The 19,912-nt window shown below is 63.7% G+C and carries 16 protein-coding genes and 2 pseudogenes; 7 read left to right on the forward strand and 11 right to left on the reverse strand.

Features of this window, described 5'->3' with window-relative positions:
* Positions 1–17: 17 nt before the first annotated feature.
* Both CA951_RS43675 and CA951_RS45270 read right to left on the reverse strand, forming a co-directional pair.
* Complete coding sequence (locus CA951_RS43675) at positions 18–299, reverse strand: hypothetical protein (RefSeq protein WP_179220457.1); 282 nt, start codon at positions 297–299, stop codon at positions 18–20.
* A 64-nt stretch (positions 300–363) separates the two neighbouring features.
* Positions 364–459: pseudogene (locus CA951_RS45270) on the reverse strand (transcriptional regulator); the annotation flags it as partial.
* Between the two features lie 196 nt (positions 460–655).
* Here CA951_RS45270 and CA951_RS37720 point away from each other — a divergent pair.
* Positions 656–1,918, forward strand: coding sequence for an aminomethyltransferase family protein (locus CA951_RS37720; protein WP_087561721.1), 1,263 nt, complete (start codon positions 656–658; stop codon positions 1,916–1,918).
* A gap of 33 nt (positions 1,919–1,951) precedes the next feature.
* Positions 1,952–2,812, forward strand: a complete 861-nt coding sequence (gene purU / locus CA951_RS37725; RefSeq protein ID WP_087561722.1) for a formyltetrahydrofolate deformylase — start codon at positions 1,952–1,954, stop codon at positions 2,810–2,812.
* Between the two features lie 370 nt (positions 2,813–3,182).
* On the opposite strand, the gene CA951_RS37730 is transcribed toward purU, so the two are convergent.
* The 8 genes from CA951_RS37730 to CA951_RS37760 form a co-directional block, all read right to left on the reverse strand.
* Positions 3,183–4,121, reverse strand: a complete 939-nt coding sequence (locus tag CA951_RS37730; RefSeq protein ID WP_087561723.1) for an amidohydrolase family protein — start codon at positions 4,119–4,121, stop codon at positions 3,183–3,185.
* Positions 4,122–4,167: 46 nt separating this feature from the next.
* On the reverse strand, positions 4,168–6,177 hold the full coding sequence (locus CA951_RS37735; RefSeq protein WP_218780557.1) for an acetoacetate--CoA ligase: 2,010 nt from the start codon (positions 6,175–6,177) through the stop codon (positions 4,168–4,170).
* Between the two features lie 309 nt (positions 6,178–6,486).
* Positions 6,487–7,755, reverse strand: coding sequence for a CdaR family transcriptional regulator (locus CA951_RS37740; protein WP_179220458.1), 1,269 nt, complete (start codon positions 7,753–7,755; stop codon positions 6,487–6,489).
* Positions 7,756–7,762: 7 nt separating this feature from the next.
* Positions 7,763–9,190: an NAD(P)/FAD-dependent oxidoreductase gene (locus CA951_RS37745; RefSeq protein ID WP_087561725.1), complete on the reverse strand. Its 1,428-nt coding sequence runs from the start codon at positions 9,188–9,190 to the stop codon at positions 7,763–7,765.
* A complete protein-coding gene (locus CA951_RS37750; protein WP_256974245.1) occupies positions 9,187–11,025 on the reverse strand; it encodes a DUF3556 domain-containing protein in 1,839 nt (612 codons plus the stop codon). Before CA951_RS37750 ends, CA951_RS37745 begins: the two co-directional genes overlap by 4 nt.
* Positions 11,026–11,182: 157 nt before the next feature.
* Entirely contained in the window at positions 11,183–11,365 is a 183-nt protein-coding gene (locus CA951_RS45275; protein WP_373415056.1) for a hypothetical protein, read from the reverse strand.
* A gap of 316 nt (positions 11,366–11,681) precedes the next feature.
* Positions 11,682–12,344 (reverse strand): response regulator transcription factor, encoded by a 663-nt coding sequence (locus CA951_RS37755; RefSeq protein ID WP_087561727.1) that lies wholly within the window; start codon positions 12,342–12,344, stop codon positions 11,682–11,684.
* A gap of 6 nt (positions 12,345–12,350) precedes the next feature.
* Positions 12,351–13,964 (reverse strand): histidine kinase, encoded by a 1,614-nt coding sequence (locus CA951_RS37760; RefSeq protein ID WP_179220459.1) that lies wholly within the window; start codon positions 13,962–13,964, stop codon positions 12,351–12,353.
* Between the two features lie 142 nt (positions 13,965–14,106).
* On the opposite strand from CA951_RS37760, the gene CA951_RS37765 reads away from it, so the two are divergent.
* The 5 genes from CA951_RS37765 to fdhD all read left to right on the forward strand — a co-directional run bounded on the left by CA951_RS37765 (position 14,107) and on the right by fdhD (position 19,702).
* Positions 14,107–14,970 (forward strand): bifunctional methylenetetrahydrofolate dehydrogenase/methenyltetrahydrofolate cyclohydrolase, encoded by an 864-nt coding sequence (locus CA951_RS37765; RefSeq protein ID WP_087561735.1) that lies wholly within the window; start codon positions 14,107–14,109, stop codon positions 14,968–14,970.
* The gene (gene folP, locus CA951_RS37770) at positions 14,967–15,923 is read left to right on the forward strand and encodes a dihydropteroate synthase (protein WP_087561729.1); all 957 of its coding nucleotides are present in this window, start codon (positions 14,967–14,969) and stop codon (positions 15,921–15,923) included. The genes CA951_RS37765 and folP overlap by 4 nt, the downstream gene beginning before the upstream one ends.
* Positions 15,924–15,951: 28 nt before the next feature.
* The gene (locus tag CA951_RS43090) at positions 15,952–16,305 is read left to right on the forward strand and encodes a hypothetical protein (protein WP_143543161.1); all 354 of its coding nucleotides are present in this window, start codon (positions 15,952–15,954) and stop codon (positions 16,303–16,305) included.
* Positions 16,306–16,350: 45 nt separating this feature from the next.
* Positions 16,351–18,648 carry an FdhF/YdeP family oxidoreductase gene (locus CA951_RS37775; RefSeq protein WP_087561730.1) on the forward strand — a complete coding sequence of 766 codons (2,298 nt, stop codon included), beginning with the start codon at positions 16,351–16,353 and terminating at the stop codon, positions 18,646–18,648.
* Positions 18,649–18,856: 208 nt separating this feature from the next.
* A complete protein-coding gene (gene fdhD / locus CA951_RS37780) occupies positions 18,857–19,702 on the forward strand; it encodes a formate dehydrogenase accessory sulfurtransferase FdhD (RefSeq protein ID WP_087561736.1) in 846 nt (281 codons plus the stop codon).
* Between the two features lie 37 nt (positions 19,703–19,739).
* Here the strand turns inward: fdhD and CA951_RS37785 are convergent.
* Positions 19,740–19,912: pseudogene (locus tag CA951_RS37785) on the reverse strand (acetyl-CoA C-acyltransferase); the annotation flags it as partial.

Genomic DNA, 19,912 nt, shown 5'->3' on the forward strand with positions numbered 1-19,912 from the left:
CGCGCTCGTTGACGGGCTTACTGCGTGTAATTGGTGAAGCCGTCAACGAGGATGTCGGGAACGGACCTTCCCCGGACACGCAGGTGTTTCGGGTAGTCGCGGAGTGTGCTGGCCACATCGAAGATTGCGACGACGTTCTCCTGCGCGTCGAGGATAAGCATGGCGCCTTCGATGATGAAGAACACGTCGGTCTCGGGCGCATCGTCGGCGACCTTCAGGGTGTGGTCGACCCGGGAGGTTCGAACAGGAAGGATCCTGCGGTGTTGGATGGCGAGTCGGTGGACTCGAGATACCGCCACTCACCTGAAAGCGTGAACGCGTAGATCGTTCCGGTGTGGATGGGATCTCGGCCACGGGGCGGCCCGACGGCGCCGGCATCCCGACCCGTTCGGCCAGATCGTTCACCGACAGCTCGCCGCCCACCAGCTGCCAGAGCACCTGCACCTCAGGTGCGGCGGCCGGGTGCCCGCACGGCGGAGCTGCTAGGTCAAATGACGTAGCCGGGGCGAGTCATGGAGCGTCGTGATCGGAGTCATACGAGTGTGTCGCCGGTCGGTGTCGCGGTCCTACCGTGGAGAGACGACGAACTCAGGCGCACGATCTCGTGGTCGCCTGCAGGAGTGATAGGAAGACAATGACTTTCAGTGTTGATGGAATGCGGACCGCCCCTGAGGTATACGCGTGGAGCCGGTTCGGGCAGCCCGAGTACACCGATTGGCTCGACGAGAGCATGTCGTGGAAGGAGACCTGCTATATCGGTGACTGGTCGTTTCTGTGGCAGCACCGGTTCACCGGCCCGGACGCGCTGCGGCTGTTCTCCGACATCTCCGTCAACAGCTTCGCCAAGTTCGACCACGGCCAGTCCAAGCACCTCATCCACACGAACACGAACGGCAAGGTCATCCACGAGGGAGTCCTGACCCGGTTCGGTGACGACGACTACATGCTGCACGGTCGTGGCGGTTTCTGGGCCAGCTATCAGCTCGGCCGCACCGACTACGACGTGAAGGTGCAGCAGGACGACTGGTTCATCTACCAGGTCTCCGGCCCGAACTCGGTGAAGGTGCTCGAGAAGGTCAGCGGCCAAACCGGTCTGCGGGACACCGGATTCATGCGCCTGCATCCGATCACGGTCGCCGGCCACAAGATCTGGGCGTTGCGGCAGGGCATGTCCGGCGAGATCGGGTTCGAGTTGCAGGGACCGAAGGAGTACGGGCAGGAGATCTACGACGTCATCGTCGAGGCCGGTCAGGAATTCGGGATCCGCAAGCTCGGCGGCCGGGTCGCGATGATCAATCACCTCGAGGCGTGTTTCCCCACCATCGCCACCGACTACATCCCCGCCATCTTCGACGAGGACATGGCCGAGTACCTGGAGGTGTTCTCCTCCTCGATGCCCTCGTTCGCGCAGCCGGCATACATCGCGGGCAGCTACGACGGCCGCGAGATCGGCGAGTACTACCGGAGCCCGGTCGAGCTCGGTTGGGCTCGCAACATCAACTTCGACCACGACTTCCTCGGTCGTGCCGCGCTCGAGGCGGAGAAGGCCGACCCCCGTCGGGTGATCCGCACACTGGTGTGGGATGCCGACGATGTCCAAGATGTCTTCGCGTCGCTGTTCCGGCCGGGGGAGAACTACCCCTACATGGAGATGCCGCGGGATCAGCGCGGGTTCATGTGGGCGGACAAGGTGACCGCCGGCGACGACCTGGTGGGTGTCGCGACCTCCCGAGGTTACAGCTACTACTACCGGCAGATGCTCTCGCTCAGCACGATCGACGTCGCCCACAGCGAACCGGGCACCGAACTGACCGTGCACTGGGGTCGCCCGGACGGCCCGCAGAAGGCGATCCGCGCCACCGTGGCCCCGGCGCCGTACAAGCCGGACCGTCGCCGCGCCGACCTCCACACCGCCTAAGCCTCTCTCCCAGAATGTGAAGTAGACGTCATCATGACCCATTCCTATGTCTTGACCTTTTCGTGCGTCGACGAGCCGGGCATCGTCAGCGCCGTCTCGACCGCTCTGCTGCAGTTGGGCTGCACCATCACCGACGCGCAGCACTTCGACGACCAGCTCAGCGGGCGGTTCTTCTCGCGGATCCAGTTCGACACCGTGCGCGCCGACCTGGAGAAGTCCGAGGTGGCCGCGGGGCTGTCACCGGTGCTGACCTCGTTCGGTGCGACGTGGGCGATCCGCGGCACCGAGGAGCGCATGCGGGTGCTGATCATGGCGTCGAAGCTCGATCACTGCCTGGTGGACCTGCTGTATCGGTGGCGGACCGGGGAGTTGGCGATGGATGTGGTCGGTATCGTGTCGAACCACTCCCGTGAGGTGTATCAGAACATCGACCTCGGGGACCTGCCGTTCCACCACCTGCCGGTCACCAAGGACACCAAGGCCGAGCAGGAGAGCAAGCTGCTCGGGATTGTCGAGGAATACCATGTGGACCTCGTCGTCCTCGCCCGCTACATGCAAATCCTGTCCGACGACTTGTCGGCGAAGCTGGCCGGCAAGTGCATCAACATCCACCACTCGTTCCTGCCGGGATTCAAGGGTGCGAAGCCCTATCACCAGGCTCACGCGCGGGGTGTCAAATTGATCGGCGCCACAGCGCATTACGTGACCGGGGACCTGGACGAGGGGCCGATCATCGTGCAGGACGTCGAGCCGGTCAGTCACCGCGACACCCCGGACCAGCTCGTGCGGAAGGGCCGCGACATCGAACGCCGCGTGCTCGCCTCGGCAGTCCACCATCATCTGACCGGACGGGTGCTGACCAACGGCAGCACCACCGTGGTGTTCGCTGACTGAGAAGGCGAAGGCAGCTGGGTGACATTGCACCCAGCTGCCGGCCACGTGCACCTGCGCGGCGCACGTGTCCAACTCCCCGCGGGTCCTCCTAGAACTCGACCACCCAGCAGGTCTGGATGACAGCTGACGCGTCCGGTGAGGGAAGGTTCTCGCCGGACGCGTCAGCTGTTGAACAAGGACCCCTCACCCGTCCGGAGTCGAGGATGGCTCGGCGAACAGCCTGGATGCCGTCGACGGCCGGACATTCTTGCTGTAGATGGCCGCCACGAGAGCGTGGGCCATCCCGCGGTATCGCGAGGGGCGATGCCAGGCTTGACCGATGCGCCGGCATTCATCCTCACCGGACGATGATTCAGGTGTTCGTTGGCTCTTACCTGGAATGGTGGAGACCCAGAGCGGTGAGGGCGTTCTCCTTCAGGATCAACGGGCGAACCTCATTCCTGATCTCGAGTTTGTCGAACTCACTCATCCATCGATCCGATTGCAGAACGGGAAAATCGGAACCGAAGAGAACCTTGTGTCTGAGATACGAGTTCGCGGCACGGATGAGTTGGGGAGGAAAGTATTTCGGGGACCATCCGGAGAGGTCGATGTAGACGTTGGCTTTGTGGGTTGCGATGGCGATCTGTTCGTCGGCCCACGGGATCGCCGGGTGGGCCATGATGATGGTGAGATCGGGAAAGTCGGCAGCGATGTCGTCGAGCAGCATGGGATTGGAATAGCGGAGTTTGACGCCATGACCTCCGCGGAGACCCGCTCCGATGCCAGTCTGTCCGGTGTGGAACAGAGCCGGTACCCCGGCTTCTGCGATTGTCTCGTACAGCGGATAGAATCTGTGGTCGTTCGGTTCGAAGCCTTGCATGCTGGGGTGGAACTTGAAGCCACGAACTCCGTAGTCGTCGATCAGGTGAACGGCCCTTTTGACGGCCGCCTTGCCACCCCACGGATCGACAGATCCGAAGGGGATCAGCACGTCGTTGTTGCGCGCGGCACCTCGGGCAATGTCTTCTACCGAGTTTCCGGAGTGACCGCTGGCGGAGCCGGCATCCACCGTGAAGACGACCGCTGCCATGTTCCGCGCACGGTAGTGAGCCGCGACCGAATCGACTGTGCTGGCCCTGTCCGCCTCTGATTTGAAGTATTGGGCGGACGCTGCCATGAGATCGTCGTCAAGTGCTCGATGACCGCACCCGTCAACCTCCACATGGGTATGGACGTCGAGGGCGGAAATTGCGTCGAAGTCGATTGCGCATTCGTACTTCTCTGCGCGAATACTGGAATCGTGCGCTGGGGAGTTGGTGACACTCATCGTTGTTCCTTGGTCGGGATGGGTGGGGTCGGCGTTGCGGCTACCGTCAGGCGGTGGTTGGGATACCGTGCAGGGCGCGTCGTATGAGTGAGGCAGTCTCGGAAATATGCTCCGGACTCACTACCACCCCGACGTCGAGGACGTCAGAGATACTTTCACCCTTGACTATCCGCTTCAGCGGAAGCTCGAGGCGTTTGCCGGTCCTATTGCGCGGAATGCTGGGAACGATGACGACATGATCAGGAGCGTGCCGCGGTGAGAGGTGTGTCCGAAGTGCGCGTCGAACCTCTCGATGCAGTTGTTCCGGTTCGACAGTGCTGGTAGTCGCAACCTCGACGGCGAGCACCAGTTCACCCATCCCGGCTTCATCTTCGAAATGCAGAATGATGCTGTCGGTAATGTCGGGTTGCGAGTCGAGGACAGCGTAGAACTCGGCGGTGCCGAGCCGAACCCCACCTCGGTTGAGGGTCGCATCGGAACGACCGGTAATCACCCACGTGTCGCGCTCGGTGTGGATCAGCCAGTCGCCGTGTCGCCATTGGTTCGGATATATGTCGAAGTAGCTCGCGCGGTACCGTGCAAAATCTTCATCGCCCCAGAAGAACACCGGCATCGAGGGCATTGGCTGGCGAACCACCAGTTCGCCGGGAACACCCTGAACGGGAACTCCGTGCGGGTCGAGTGCGTCGACATCGACCCCGAGTGGGCGGCAGGACATCTCGCCCGCATAAACGGCCACCAACGGGCACCCTCCGACGAATCCTGTTCCCACATCGGTGCCCCCAGAGGACGAGAGCAGCAGGAGATCGTTGTTCACCGCGGTGTAGATCCACCCGGACGCGTCGGCTGCCAACGCTGATCCGGATGACATGATCAGCCGCAGATTCCGCAGATCCCACTGGTCTGCGGGGCGTAGTCCCGAATGTGCCCAACGCGTCAAGTAGGCTGCGCCGGTCCCAAGGAACGTCGCTCCTGTCTCTGCAGCAATTGCCCACTGTGACCACGGGCCATCGAGCGCCGGCCACGCCGGATCGCCGTCGACAAGCACAATGGCCGTGCCGAGCAGGAGCGAGGACACCATCAGGTTCCACACGACCCAACCGGTGGTGGTGTAGTAGAACGCGATGTCGTCTGCGGTGAAGTCCTGGTGAAGGCCGAGCATCTTATAGTGTTCGACGAGAAACCCGCCGTGGCAGTGCACAATGGCTTTGGGGCGCCCCGTGGTTCCAGAGGAAAATAGCACCACGAGTGGATGACCGAAGGGCACCGGTTCCGTGGTGACGGGCCCGTCCTCAGCGGTGAACTCGGAGTACGACATGAAGTTGTCGGGAATGGTTGCGTCTGAGTCGAGATAGGGCAGCAGAACCATCGTGGAATCGGGTAGTGCAGCTCTGATTTCCATGAGATCGGATTCGCGGCGGATGGTCTTGTCGCCCCAGCGGTATCCGTCAACCGATATGACCAACGAGGGATCGAGCTGGCTGATGCGTTGTAGTGCGGCGCTCGCCCCCATCTCCGGAGGAACAGAGCTCCACACCGCCCCCATCGCGCTGGTAGCGAGGTACGCGGCGACGGCTTCGGGGATATTCGGCAGGTAGCCGACGATACGGTCCCCGCGCCCGACACCTAATCGGGCCAGACCTGACTGGATGCGTCCGATCTCCGCGATCAGGCGTGCACCGGTCCACTCGACGTTGCCCGCGGTCTGGCTACGTGAGAGGACCATCGCCGTGTCTGGTCGCGCCGACAGCTCTCGCAGGACATGTTCTGCGTAGTTGAGTGTCATACCTGGGAACCACTGTGCCCCGGGCATTGTCGGGTCTTTCAGTACCGCGGAATGCGGTGTGTGCGCGATGACGCCGAATTCGTCGCAGATCGATTCCCAAAAGCTCTTGAGATCCGTGATCGACCATCGCCAAGCGTCGTCGTAGGTGTCGAAGTGCTGCTCAGTGCGTTCCTCGATCTTCAATAGGTACCGGCCGATCCGGCTGTCGTGCCACTCGGTCTTGGTGGGTGCCGGACGAAGCTCGTCTCCAGCTGCGGGAGTATTCATCATCGGTAAATCACTTTCGGAGAGTTGAGGTCCAGGCTTGGCGGTGGGCCGAGGCCGGACGAGGAGGTCGCGATGCGTCAGAGGTTGCGCCCTTGGATGCTGATTCAAATGTAGGTGGGATACTCCCCAGCTCACGCTCTCGACGATCGGAGGTTCGCCGAAAAGCCGATGAACTGCGGACTGCCGCAACGCTGGTAGAGCGGGCACTGTCTGTCGTTCGGTGGGTTAACAGGTCCTGACGGTTGCACAGTCCACCGGTGTGCAACCAGACGATCGGCCCACGCCACGTTTCGGAGGCCAATCGCCGTGATGTCACGGCGAACGCAGCACGGAACTGCCGTACCACCGGCAGACCTCCAGAGCGGCCGATACAGTGAACTGATCGACTCCATCGGGCGTTCCTTCGAGTTCCTCGGATGCTTGCTGAACCCGGTACGTGACCGTATTTCGATGCAGCATCATGCGCTCGGACGCCGCCGCGGGGCTCCGATTGCATGCCAGGTAGACGCGCAGTGTTTCGCGGAGTTCATGTGCACGTTCAGTATCGGTTGACAACGGGCCGAGAGTTTCTCCCACGAAGTGGCGTAACTCGGCGACGTCGCCCCTCATCATCGCGACGGGGGCAACGTCGGCGAACGTGAGGATCTGAGGTGGCCCAGGCCTGGCCGATTCAGCGAGCGCTCTCACGCGTGCTGCCTGGTCGTACGAAGTCCGGAAGCCATCGACACCGTCACACGGCAGTCCCGTGGTCACCTGAACCGGGAGCGGATCAGCGTCGAGCAGGGCTCTGAGCCTGGCGACGAGATTTCGCTCCGGCTCGCGCAGTGACACCCAGATCGTCATGGCTGCCTCATCGGTGTGAACTGACACCGTTTGCGCCCGCGCGGCCGCCGTGGTCAACAGGTCATGGAAGCGGTCGAGTACCTCATCCGGCGCCATCACCTGCGCGCGATCTGGAGTAATCCACGCATCGACGGCCAGATGAGTTCCCGAGAGCGGATAGCCGATGGCCCGCTGCGCCTCCGTCGTATCGACCACTGTTCCGGCCAATAGCCGAAATATCCAATGTTGCTTCAATCCGCTGCGGCTATGAATCCACCGTTCGCGCTCCTCCTCGAAATCGACAGTGATGCATTCACACACGTGGTCGAGGTAGGTCGCGACTGTGTCGATCACTGTTTTCACCGCCCGTAAGTCGTTGGCCTCGTCCAGGCCGTCGGCCACGTCAAGGCAGATCCCGGTGAACTGTGCTTGACCCACCCGATAGATCCGCAACAGGTCTGCCAGGGAAACGCCGCGTCGAGCAAGTCCGCGCGCATATGTCACCGCACCGGGCGGTGGAGAAATGCTCGCCGGGTCGACATTGGCACGAAGTGCATCGAGGAGGATCATCGTGTTCTCGATGACGCTCACTCGAAGCATGTCGCGATATTCGCGATCCGGAACGACCGAGGGCATGTCTGTGATGATGGAAGTGAGCAATCCCTCGGCGAATTCTGCTTGATGGGGAATGACACGATCGGCGATCTCTCGGATCACCCTGTTGTTCCGCTCGGCGGACCGATCTGCTGCCTCAAACAAGGCACTGTCACCTCCCGCTCGACTTTCCACAGTTCCGTAGCGCTGCGAGGGCCGCATTATGTCCGCACATCCCGTGCACTCCAGCACCTGGAGGTGTTGCGGCCGAACAGATATAAACGCCGTCGATTCCAGTGCGATACGGATCGATGGCAATGCGGGGGCGCAACACCAATTGAACGGGATTGTTCTCGCCGGTGATGATGTCGCCGCCGACATAGTTCGGGTTGTAGACGCTCATCGCAGCTGTCGATCTACTGAAGGCACCCACGATCCGCTCGCGCGTTCCGGGCGCAAACCGTTCGATCTGGCCGATGATGGCATCTGTTGCATCGCCACTGTACCCATGGGGTACGTGAGCATACGCCCAGATCGGATGAACGTCACCGTTCGAACGGTCTGGATCGGCAAGGTACTGCTGACCGATCAAGACGAACGGCCGCGACGGCATGATTCCCCGCGCAACGTCACGTTCAGAGGCAATGATCTCGGCAAGGTCTCCGCCGAGGTGTACCGTGCCCGCTCGACGGCAGTATTCATTGATCCATGGGACGCCACCCTCGACTGCCAGGTCGACCTTGAAGGCACCGGGACCGTGCCGATATCGGCTATACGCGCGTCGAACTCGCGCCGGTAGGAGGTCGCCTGCGATATCCACAACACCTCGCGGCGCAAGATCGAGCATCACGATGTCCGATGGCGGTAGGTCACCCAGCGAGCGCACTGGTTGACCGGTCTCGATCTTTCCGCCGAGTGATCCGAGGAGTGAGGCCAGAGCGTTCGTGATCGACTGCGACCCGCCGGCTGCTACCGGCCACCCGTAGGTGTGCGCGGCAGCGATCATCATCGCGCCGACCGACGACGTCGCCGGGCGGGTAAGCGGGTGAATAACGTGCGCGGCGATTCCGGCGAAGAGCGCCCGCGCCTCCTCGGATTGGAATACGCGCGCCAACGTCCCTGCCGGCGGCACCGCGCGCAGCCCGAGCTGTGTGAGCGCGCCGGGATGGCGGGGCACGTGGGTAATCGGCCGCAACAGATCCTGCGCGAGGTCGTCGAATCGAGTGGCCAGCGGCCCGAACAGTTGGCACCACCGCCGACCATCGACGCCGAGCTGCTGTGCAGTGTCATCAAGGGAGCGGAGCAGCACTCCCGCACTGCCGGTGTCGAGCGGGTGCGCAGCGTCGACCTCCGGCCACTTCCACTCGAGTCCGTGCGAAGCGAGATCGAGGGTTCGAAGATACGGGGAGCCAGCGCCCATTGGATGGATTGCCGAGCAGTCGTCGTGCAATACCCCGGGGAGAGTGTGTTCGCTGCTTCGCGTACCGCCCCCGATGGTCTCGGCAGCCTCGATTACGGTCACTTCGATGCCGTGTTGGGCGAGCGTGACGGCTGCAGCCAGGCCATTGGGCCCTGCGCCGACCACTAGTGCGGTGGTCATGCTTCCACAACACCTTTTCCGTATGAGCCGCGATGGTCGGCGAGGGACCATTGCGGATGGACCCGGATGGGTCCGTCTTCGAGCCACGGTTGCGCGGCGATCATGTCGGCGACGTCGATGTATCCGCGTTCGATCTCTCCGACCGCCAGGTCGTAGACGCGATACCGCTGTCGCAAGTTGTGGACGGGTTGCGATTCGATGTAGACGACAATCGCTTCACCCGATGCGAAGCGGCACCGCTCCTGAATCGCCTCCATCAACTGTGCCCCGTGTAGATGCCCGTCTCCGAAGGACCAACCCAGCACCGCGCCTGCAACGAATTCGCCTTCCCGAATGTCGTAATTCTGATAGGAGTCGACGTGGTTTCCGATCAGAGTGGTCAGTGCTCTGCCGTGGCTGTGAAGAGATCGCCACGCAACCGCCTTCTCGACGAGCAGTTCAGCCACGTCCCGCCCATACAGTGACGTGAGTTGATCGACCTGGATCGGCGCAGCCTTCACGATCTTGTCGTTCAGGCGGGACTCGCTTCCCTTGCGAAACGCCCACTGGGTGGTTGCCCAGTTACCTGCGTAGTAGCGCATCGACCACAGGAACGAGATCCTGTCGGGAAAGAAGTTTCCCAGAACCGGAAAGAGTGACAATCCGAGAACAAGCGCGAGCAACAGCATCGGCGAGATCGACCCGATGCCGTAACCGTCGGCGGGATACAGCCCGAACAGGTAGACAGCGCTGAAGACGTAGAAGACGTTCCATTCCAAAGGAACTCCGAGCGGGAACATTGACGTGATGAAAAGGTGGAAGAACACGATGACTACCAACGCGCAGATCGTCACGAGCCGGTTCGACGACAACAGCAACACAACGGGTACAACGAACTCGATGACGGTTCCCTGGTGCGCTATGAACGACGCCAGCTTGGAAGGACGCAGATCATCCGGATAGTTCCGATACAGGCGCCGCTTCAGGCGGGGCGAGCGGAACCATGGTGCATTGCTCATCATCGCCGAGACGACGAACGAAAAGTGGCGGCCCAACTTTGAGAATGCTGCACCCCACCAGACCGCCATCATGATCAGCTTCAGTCCGACGATCATCTCGACGAAGGGAAGGAGCGCGAAGAAGGTGGCGGCCACCCAGTACTGCTCGGACCGCGCCGCCAGGAAGAGTGTCTTGTCTCGCAAACCGGCGATCGCGAGCAGCACGATCAGCGGCAGCAACAGCGACGGGTCGAGCAACCCGACACTATCGGCGGGCTGTCCGTCCTTCCAGACACCGTCGGACAGTAGGAGGGTGACCAGCGAAGCGACCACTCCCAGATAGGTCGCAACGTCGAACCAGGTACGCTTGCTCCCCTTCGTGAAGGGGACCGCGGATGACCATGGTGGTAGCCGGATTGTGTTCGGCCGCAACCAATGCAAGACCCCACCGATCGGTGGCGAGAAGCGGAATGCGAGCGGACCGGAGGACGCTCCGAGCCCGAGGAACTCGAACAGCATGGTCCACAGCAACATCTTCTGATAGAAGATCGGTTGAGCCCAGAAGGCTCCGATATCCCAGAAGCCACCGAAACCGCTCGTGAAACTGGCGATCACCACTCCGGTGAAGAGATAGGTAACTATCTTGGCGACGTACAGCATGTGCACGCTCCACGGAGTTCCGACACCGAACTCGGCCCAATGGCGCGTGAGAACCTTCAACCTGCTGAGGTACGGACGATCCTTGAACGTGGCCAGGTCCACGTCAGGAAAGTCTGCTTCAGTGAAGCTCATAGCGATCGTTCCTTCTCTGAGGATGTCAACTTTCGACGAACGTCGTTTGCAGAAGAGGCGTGCCACCGCACCGGATCGGGTGACGGAAGCCGAACCGTTCCGCAGTCACCTGACCTATCGAGAGCTGACCAAACTAAGGCGTCCACTTCATTCGAGGCGCTCGCCAGCCGGTCAGACAAGGACGAGAATGCCGAGCGGTCGAGTCAGTGGGTGTCTGTTTCAGCTATCGACAGCCGGTGACGCGACTAAGACTAGGGGCCGAATGTGACCTGTACCATATGCCAGGTCGCCAAATGTGGCCCCGTTCTTGTGCTGGGAGCACAGCTGGCTTACAACACGACAATCGCCAGCTGGGGACGCGAGTGGCCGACTGTCGCGAAGTGTGATCCCAGACGGTCGAAGGCACGAGAACCTCACGGCAAGTGCTTTTCTCACGACTTCCGGAGTATCAAATCGTCCCCTGCGGACCACGCTGTGTTTGGCCAGGCTCTCCGCTCATCCACACCGACGTCGTGACCCGGTCCTCGGTGACGATGGCAGTGCCACAGTTGATCCGGTGTCGCGGCGGCGGATCCGTAGCTGCCGTGGTCCCGTGGGCGTGTGTTTCGGGTGCTGCTCAACGAGGCCGTGGTCTTTTGCGGACTCAGGGCTGACCAGTTGGCACAGTGATCGGACGACCCCCAGTCATCGTATTGCGTGCCTGGAAGGTGAACCGTGACGAATCAGGGCTGGACAAGCCCTTCGCGGACCGCGACGAGTGCGGCCTGGGTGCGCGAGTTGAGGTGCATCTTCGCCAGCACATTGCCTACGTGGGTGCGCGCGGTGCGTTCGCTGATCGACAGCTCCGTGGCGATGGCACGGTTCGACATGCCGCGGGCGACGAGGATGAGGACGTCGCGTTCGCGGGCACTTAACGATCGCAGTCCGGCGGCGGGCGTGATCATCTGGTGGGTCAACTGGCGGGCGATCGCGGTGTCGAGGAACACCTCGTCGCGGGTCGAGGCGCGGATCGCCGACTCGACCTCGGACGGATCGGCATCCTTGAGGAGATATCCGGAGGCGCCGTTGGCGAGCGCCGCGTGCACTCGTTCGGTCTCCCCGAAGCTGGTCAGGACGACGACCCGGACACTGGGGTAGCGGGCAGCGATTTCCTTGGCGGCCTCCACACCGTCCATTCGGGGCATGACGAGGTCGAGCAGGGCAACGTCGGGCAGCTGCTGGTGTGCCGCCATGTCGGCGAGCTTCTCCAAGGCTTCCACGCCGTCACCGGCTTCGGCCGCGACGACGATGTCGTCGGTGGAGGCGAGGAAGCTGGTGATTCCACGCCGGACGACCGCGTGATCGTCGATGAGGAGTACACGAATCATTGTGGCCGACTCGTCCATGGCGTCCTACTTCCTTTGATCGGGATGTGGCGGGGGCGGCACGAGGGTCGCGCTGACGTGGGTGCCGCGGCCGGAGCCGTTCGTCGTGACGTGAAGCTGCCCGGACCACCTGCCGACCCGGTCCCGCATGGATGTCAGTCCATATCCGTCCGTGGTCGAGGCCGCGGCCGTCAGACCGGCACCGTCGTCGATGATGTCGACCCGCACCAGCCGAGGGTCTTCGGAGATATCCACGCTCACCGCGACGGTGGACGGTGCCGCGTGCTTGACCGCATTGTGCAGGGATTCACTGACAACCTGGTAGACGTCCTCGATGAAGTCGGTGTCGTCCTCGTCGAGTTCCGGACCGACGGACAATTCGATCTGGATGTCCGTGCGGCGGGTGATCTTCTCGACGAGGAGTTGCAATGCCGCCGAGAGCCCCATCTCGGCGGACATCGACGGCTGCAGTGCGAGGACCACCCCACGCAGATCGTGTTGCACCGCCAGACTCAGCTCGGCGACCTCCGCGGCGATCCGCGCGATGTCCGTGGCGAGCGGCTCGGGAGCCTTGGCGCCCATGCGCTCCAGGGCCCGTGCCTGCATGCCGATCGAAAAGACCTGCTGCACAACAGAATCGTGAAGATCACGGGCCAAGCGCTTGCGCTCTTCCCTGCGCACCGCTATGCGATCACGTTCCAGCAAAGTGGCGTAGTCGATCGCCAGCGATGCCTGGTCCGCCATCGCGGTGAAGAAGTCGAGCATGGTCTGTCCGGCGTGATAGCTCGGTTCCATGTAGACGTTGAGGACGCCGACGGCCTTGCCTCGGGTAATCAAGGGTGTGCAGACGAAGTCATCCCACTCGATCTGTGAGACATACTCGTGGAGCGGCTGCCAGTCGGGATCGGCCAGCATTGCGGCCTTCCGGTTCGGGTAGACGATCTGCCGTCCACTATCCATCACCTCGTAGGTGGCCAGGGTCGCACCCCGGCGGTGCGAGGCCATGAGCAGGTCGAAGAACGTGTGCACCTCGGAGAACCCGGCAGCCCCCATCACCTGCAGCCGCCTGCTGGCAGGCGCGACGGTGATGAACTGGGTCGCGGCGACGCCCTCGGATTGCTGGACTTCCCACGCCATCGCATCAAGCACGGTGGCCACCGAGTGCTGGGATGCCATGTTTGCCGCCGTGCGGGCCAACGCGGCGACGCGACCTTGTTGCCGCCGTTGATCGGTGACGTCCCGGAAGGTGATGACCATTCCGCCGGCCACCGCAGAGCCGACTTGGTAGGACAGCATCACGAAGTCCTCGAGACCGACATCCCAGTAGCCGACCCGCTCGGCGGCAGCATTGGCCTCTGTGTCCGCCCCGACTGGATCGGCGCCGATGTCGAACGGGCTCTGCACCCCCAGCAGCTCACCCGTGTCCTTGGCGCCGAGCATGACCGCGCCGGCGGAATTGGTCGAGACGAAGCGGCCGGCGTCGTCGACGACCGCAACACCGATGGCGATTGCGTCCACGATCGATCTACCGTTCACCCGATTCATGGTAGGACGCCACGGAACAGTCGAGTCGGCGGGCGGCGCGTCAATTGACCTAGTGATGCCCGCCGCGATCGGCAGGTTTTTCCCGTCGGACGCCACTGCCGAACGAGTGCGGGCCCCCTTAGCGTTGACAGCGAAGCAGGCGCCGCGACACGCACGCCTTCCGCAGGACCCGTCATCCACGACCTCCTGCGTCACTCTCTCGAAAGGGGCATGTTCGGTGAGCGCACTCTCGTCCACGATGACCGAGCCCACGGTGGTACTCGACGGCAAGGCAACAGCCAAGGACATCCGCCGTGAGCTGACCGAACGAGTATCGGCACTGGCCGCTGGGCAGGTCGCGACCGGACTCGGGACGGTCCTGATCGGCGAGGACCCGGCCAGCAGGGCCTATGTCGCCGGCAAGCACCGGGACTGCGCCGAGATCGGTGTGTCCTCGTTCAAGATCACCCTTCCCGCCGGCGCGAGCACCGCCGACGCCCTCGCCGCACTCGACGACCTCAACAGCGAGCCGGCGTGCACCGGATACATCGTGCAACTCCCGGTGCCCGCGCATGTCGACCGGACCGCGCTCCTCGAGCGGATCGATCCGGACAAGGACGCCGACGGCCTGCACCCGGTCAACCTCGGCCGGCTGGTTCTCGGAGCCCCGGGACCGCTGCCGTGCACGCCGCGGGGCATCGTCGAACTCCTCCGCCGGTACAGTGTTCCGCTCGACGGGGCCGAGGTCGTCGTCGTCGGCTGCGGCATCACCGTCGGGCGTCCCCTCGGCCTTCTTCTCACCCGAGAATCAGAGAATGCGACGGTCACCCTGTGCCACCGAGGAACCCGGGACCTACGCAAGCACCTGCGCGAGGCGGACATCGTCGTCGGCGCGGCCGGTAGCGCAGCCCTGATCGACGGCTCCGACATCAAACCGGGTGCCGCGGTCCTCGATGTGGGCATCACACGAACCGAGAACGGCATCATCGGCGACATCGCCCCCAACGCCTGGGGGATCGCCGGCCACCTCACCCCGATGCCCGGAGGTGTCGGCCCGATGACCCGCGCGATGCTGTTGGTCAACATCGTCGAAGCCGCCGAACGAGCATTCCCGGCACGATGAGCCGATCCTGTTCGCCGCGATTCGCCAACCCGCACACGCCCGACTCCACCACTGCCGCTGGCGCCCAACCGGTCGGGACAACCGCGGTCGGCATCCTCAACGTCACCTCCGATTCCTTCTCCGACGGGGGTCGGTTTCTCGACCGATCCTCGGCCGTCGCACACGGACTCCGCCTTCACCGAGCGGGCGCACACGTGGTCGATGTCGGTGGTGAATCCACGCGCCCCGGGGCACAACGAGTACCGGAGAAGGTCGAGCGGGACCGAGTGGTCCCCGTCGTCGAGGCACTGGCTGCGCGCGGTGTCACGGTCAGCGTCGACACGATGCGAGCAGATACCGCCGCGGCAGCAGTCCGCGCCGGCGCCACCTACATCAATGACGTGTCCGGTGGTGGCGCGGACCCGGAAATGTTTGACGTTGCAGCAGAAACTGGAGTTCGACTGATCATCAACCACTGGCACAGCATGTCGGACTCGTCGCGGCCACGGCCGTGCGACATCGTCACCGAAGTCCTCTGCGACCTCGACGCGATGGTTTCTCGCGCGCTCGCCGCGGGCGTCTCTCCGGAATCGGTGATCGTCGATCCTGGCCTGGGTTTCGGCAAGAGCAGTGACGACAACTGGGCGCTGTTGACCCATCTCCCTCGACTGTGCGCACTTGGGTACCCGGTTCTCATCGGCGCGTCCCGAAAACGTTTCCTCGGTGCACTGCTCGGAGAAGATGGTCAGGACCGCCCCACCGTGGGCCGTGACACCGCCACCGCAGTCATCTCCGCTCTCGCGGCACACCGTGGCGCGTGGGGTGTGCGTGTGCACGACGTTTCCGGCACTTTGGACGCGCTCCGCGTGGCAGAGAAAGTGCGACACGCCCCACGTCCGCCAGGCCCAACAAGGCGGTCTCGAGCGTCGCGGGTCGACCACACAGACATCGGGATCGCGATTCGTCCCGATTAGTCGACTTCGCCGCGATACCCCACCCTGTGTGTTCAACCATGCCGACAACACCGTCACGACGACGCCATACACGGCATCATCGCCAAAGCTGAATGGCAAATCGAGTCGTTCGCAGGTTGAGTGCAGGAGGGTGATCGTGGAAGGTCTCGATCCAGCAATCCTCGAGGTCGCGTGTCGGTGGCTGCCGTATGGCGGACCTCCATCTGACGAAATCTGGATCGACTTCGGAATGACGGAGCTCAGGTACGACCAGCACCTTCGCGAGATTCTCGAGAAGGTGGCGTCGCGTCACCTGTCGCCGGATGTCCGGATCGCCTTGCGCGGCCAGCTCGTGGAAAGGCGCGAACGGAGAAGGCGTTCGAATAGTTTCGTCGGGCATTAGCTAATCCAGTCCCACATACTTATCAACCTCGACGAAAGCACTGCAATGCCCTACGACATTCATGAAATCGACGAGGACGATGTCGTCGTCACGAACGAGAAGTCCTATGCGGCAGGTGTTCCTGCGGTGCTGGTCTCGCTCAAGCGCGGCGTCGAGCAGATGGGTCCGGTGCGTACGGCCCGGACCCTGATGAAGCTGAATCAGCGGCAGGGGTTCGACTGCCCGGGCTGCGCGTGGCCGGAGACTCCGGGGCACCGTAAGCATGCGGAGTTCTGTGAGAACGGCGCGAAGGCGGTCGCCGAGGAGGCCACCACCCGNACCGTGACNCCGGAGTTCTTCGCCGAGCATTCGGTGGCGGATCTGCTGGGTCGCACCGAGTTCTGGCTGGGNCAGCAGGGCCGGTTGACGCATCCGATGGTCCTGCTGCCNGGGGCCACGCATNACGAGCCGATCGGGTGGGACGCGGCGTTCGCGCTGATCGCCGGGGAACTGCGCGGCCTGGCGTCGCCGGANGAGGCGGTGTTCTACACCTCCGGGCGCACGTCGAACGAGGCGGCGTTCCTGTATCAGCTGATGATCCGGGCGTTCGGGACGAACAACCTGCCGGACTGTTCGAACATGTGCCACGAATCCTCCGGNTCGGCGTTGGTCGAGACGATCGGGATCGGGAAGGGGTCGGTGTCGGTCCCCGACATCGAGAACGCCGACCTGATCCTGATCGCCGGNCAGAANCCGGGGACNAATCATCCGCGGATGCTCTCGACGCTGGAGAAGGCGAAGGGCAACGGGGCGAAGGTCATCGCGATCAACCCGCTCCCGGAGGCCGGNNTGNTGCGGTTCAAGGACCCGCAGAAGGTGCACGGCGTNGTCGGNGACGGGGTGCAGATCGCGGACGAGTTCCTGCAGATCCGGATCGGCGGCGACCAGGCGTTGTTCCAGGGGTTGGGCCGGTTGCTGCTCGAGGCGGAGGACGCGGCACCGGGCACNGTGCTGGATCGGGAGTTCATCGACCGGCACACCGCCGGGTTCGAGGAGTGCGCGGCGCACCTGCGGCGGGTCGATCTCGGCACGGTAGTGCAGGCCACCGGGCTGACGCTCGAGCAGATCCGGGCCACCGCGGACGCGTTGATCGGATCGANGAAGACCATCATCTGCTGGGCGATGGGATTGACCCAGCAGACCCACGGGGTCGCGACCATCCAGGACGCGGTGAACCTGCTGCTGCNGGGGATGATCGGCAAACCGGGCGCCGGGGTGTGCCCGGTGCGCGGCCACTCGAACGTNCAGGGTGACCGGACGATGGGCATCTGGGAGAAGATGCCCGAAGCGTTCCTGCAAGCATTGGACACCGAATTCGGTATCCGGTCGCCNCGNAAGCACGGGTTCGATGCGGTCGATTCGATCCGGGCGATGCGCGACGGCAGGGCGTCGGTGTTCATCGGGATGGGCGGCAACTTCGTNTCCGCGACCCCGGACACCGAGACCACCGAGGCCGCGCTGCGCCGGTGTGCGTTGACGGTGCAGGTGTCGACGAAACTGAACCGCTCGCACCTGGTGACCGGGCAGTCCGCACTGATCCTGCCGTCGCTGGGCCGCACCGACAAAGATGTCCAGGCCGGTAAGAAGCAGCAGGTCAGCGTCGAGGATTCGATGTCGATCGTGCACCTCTCCCGCGGCAGCCTGCCCCCGGCCGGTGACCAGTTGCGTAGTGAGGTCGCGATCGTCTGCGGGATCGCGCAGGCGTTGTTCGGGCCGGAGCATTCGGTGCCGTGGGCGGAGTTCACCGCCGACTACGACCGGATCCGGGATTCCATTGCCCGGGTGATCCCGGGGTTCGAGGACTTCAACCGGAAGGTGCGCCGGCCCGACGGGTTCGGGTTGCCGCACCCCCCGCGGGACGAGCGCCGGTTCGTGACGAANACGGGGAAGGCCAATTTCACGGTCAGTGAATTGTCGTGGCTGCCGGTGCCGGAGGGGAAGCTGATCCTGCAGACCATGCGCAGTCATGATCAGTACAACACCACCATCTACGGTCTCGACGACCGCTACCGCGGCGTGAAGGGTGGTCGGCGGGTGCTGTTCATCAGCGCCGCGGACCTGGAGTCGTTCGGGTACGCGGCGGGGGATCGGGTGGACCTGGTCTCCGAATGGACGACGGCCGATGGCAGCGTGGAGGAGCGGCGGGCGGAGGATTTCCGGTTGGTGCCCTACCCGACCCCGGTCGGGAATGTGGCCGCCTACTACCCGGAGACGAATCCGCTGATCCCGCTCGATCACGTCGCGCGCAAGTCGAACACCCCGGTGTCGAAGGCGGTCACGATCCGCCTCGAGAAGCGGGGCTGAGTTCAGCAATGTGGGACTTCTGGCAACGACGGGGTCTTCGAGGAGGGCAATTCGTGCTGTCTCTGCTTCTGCACGCGTTCGCGGCGTTCATCTACCTGTTCGTCCGCAACGTCGGACGCCGCCCTCCCCGCTTCGACTCACCGTCTGGCACACGGAAGGATGCCAACGACAGGGTCTGTAGTCGACCGGCGCCGGCGAGGTGGTCGCAGTGGCCCGAGTAACGACGCGACGTCCTCTCACCCGCATCGACGGTGAGCAGCGGCGCACCCGCGTCGACACCGCGGTCGTCGAAGAACCCCTCGAGATCCGGGTGAACGGCACCCCGTTGGCGGTGACGATGCGGACCCCGGGCTCGGATGTGGAGTTGGCGCAGGGGTTCCTGCTGACCGAGGGCATCATCACCGGGCGCGCGGATATTGCGTCGATCCGGTACTGCAACAGTGTCGACGAGCACGGCGTCAACACCTATAACGTGTTGGATGTGGATCTGGCGCCGGGGGTGTTCCTGCCCGACATGGGGATCGAACGCAACTTCTACACCACGTCCTCGTGCGGGGTGTGTGGGAAGGCGTCCCTCGATGCGATCCGGCAACGGACCCGGCATTCCCCCGCCACCGATACGGTGCGGGTGGCGGCGGCGACGATCGCGGAGTTGCCGGATCGGTTGCGGGCGGCGCAGAAGGTGTTCGANACNACCGGGGGTTTGCACGCGGCGGGGTTGTTCACCCGGTCCGGGGAACTGCTCGCGGTCANGGAGGACGTCGGCCGNCACAATGCCGTCGACAAGCTGATCGGGTGGGCCACCGAACAGGACCGGGTGCCGCTGCGCGGGACCGTGCTGCTGGTGTCGGGTCGGGCGTCGTTCGAGTTGGCGCAGAAGGCGGTGATGGCCGGGATCCCGATCCTCGCGGCGGTGTCGGCGCCGTCGTCGCTGGCGATCGACCTCGCCCACGACACCGGACTGACCCTCATCGGGTTCCTCCGCGGCACCACCATGAACCTCTACACCCACCCGGACCGAGTGCTGGCCGGAGCGACGGTCGCCGTGCAGTGACGATGTGCGCTGCGCGACGCGACGGTGCCTCGGATTTTCAGATCCTGCGGAAGAGGGCGGCGAGGGCCTGGCCGCCGCCGATGCACATGGTGACGATGCCGAGTTCGAGGTCGCGGCGCACCATGTCCTTCGCGATGCGCAGGCTCAGGATCGCCCCCGTCGCACCGACCGGGTGACCCAGCGCGATCGCCCCGCCGTACGGGTTGGTCT

It is taken from the genome of Rhodococcus sp. NCIMB 12038, from assembly GCF_002165735.1.
Classification (GTDB): domain Bacteria; phylum Actinomycetota; class Actinomycetes; order Mycobacteriales; family Mycobacteriaceae; genus Rhodococcus_F.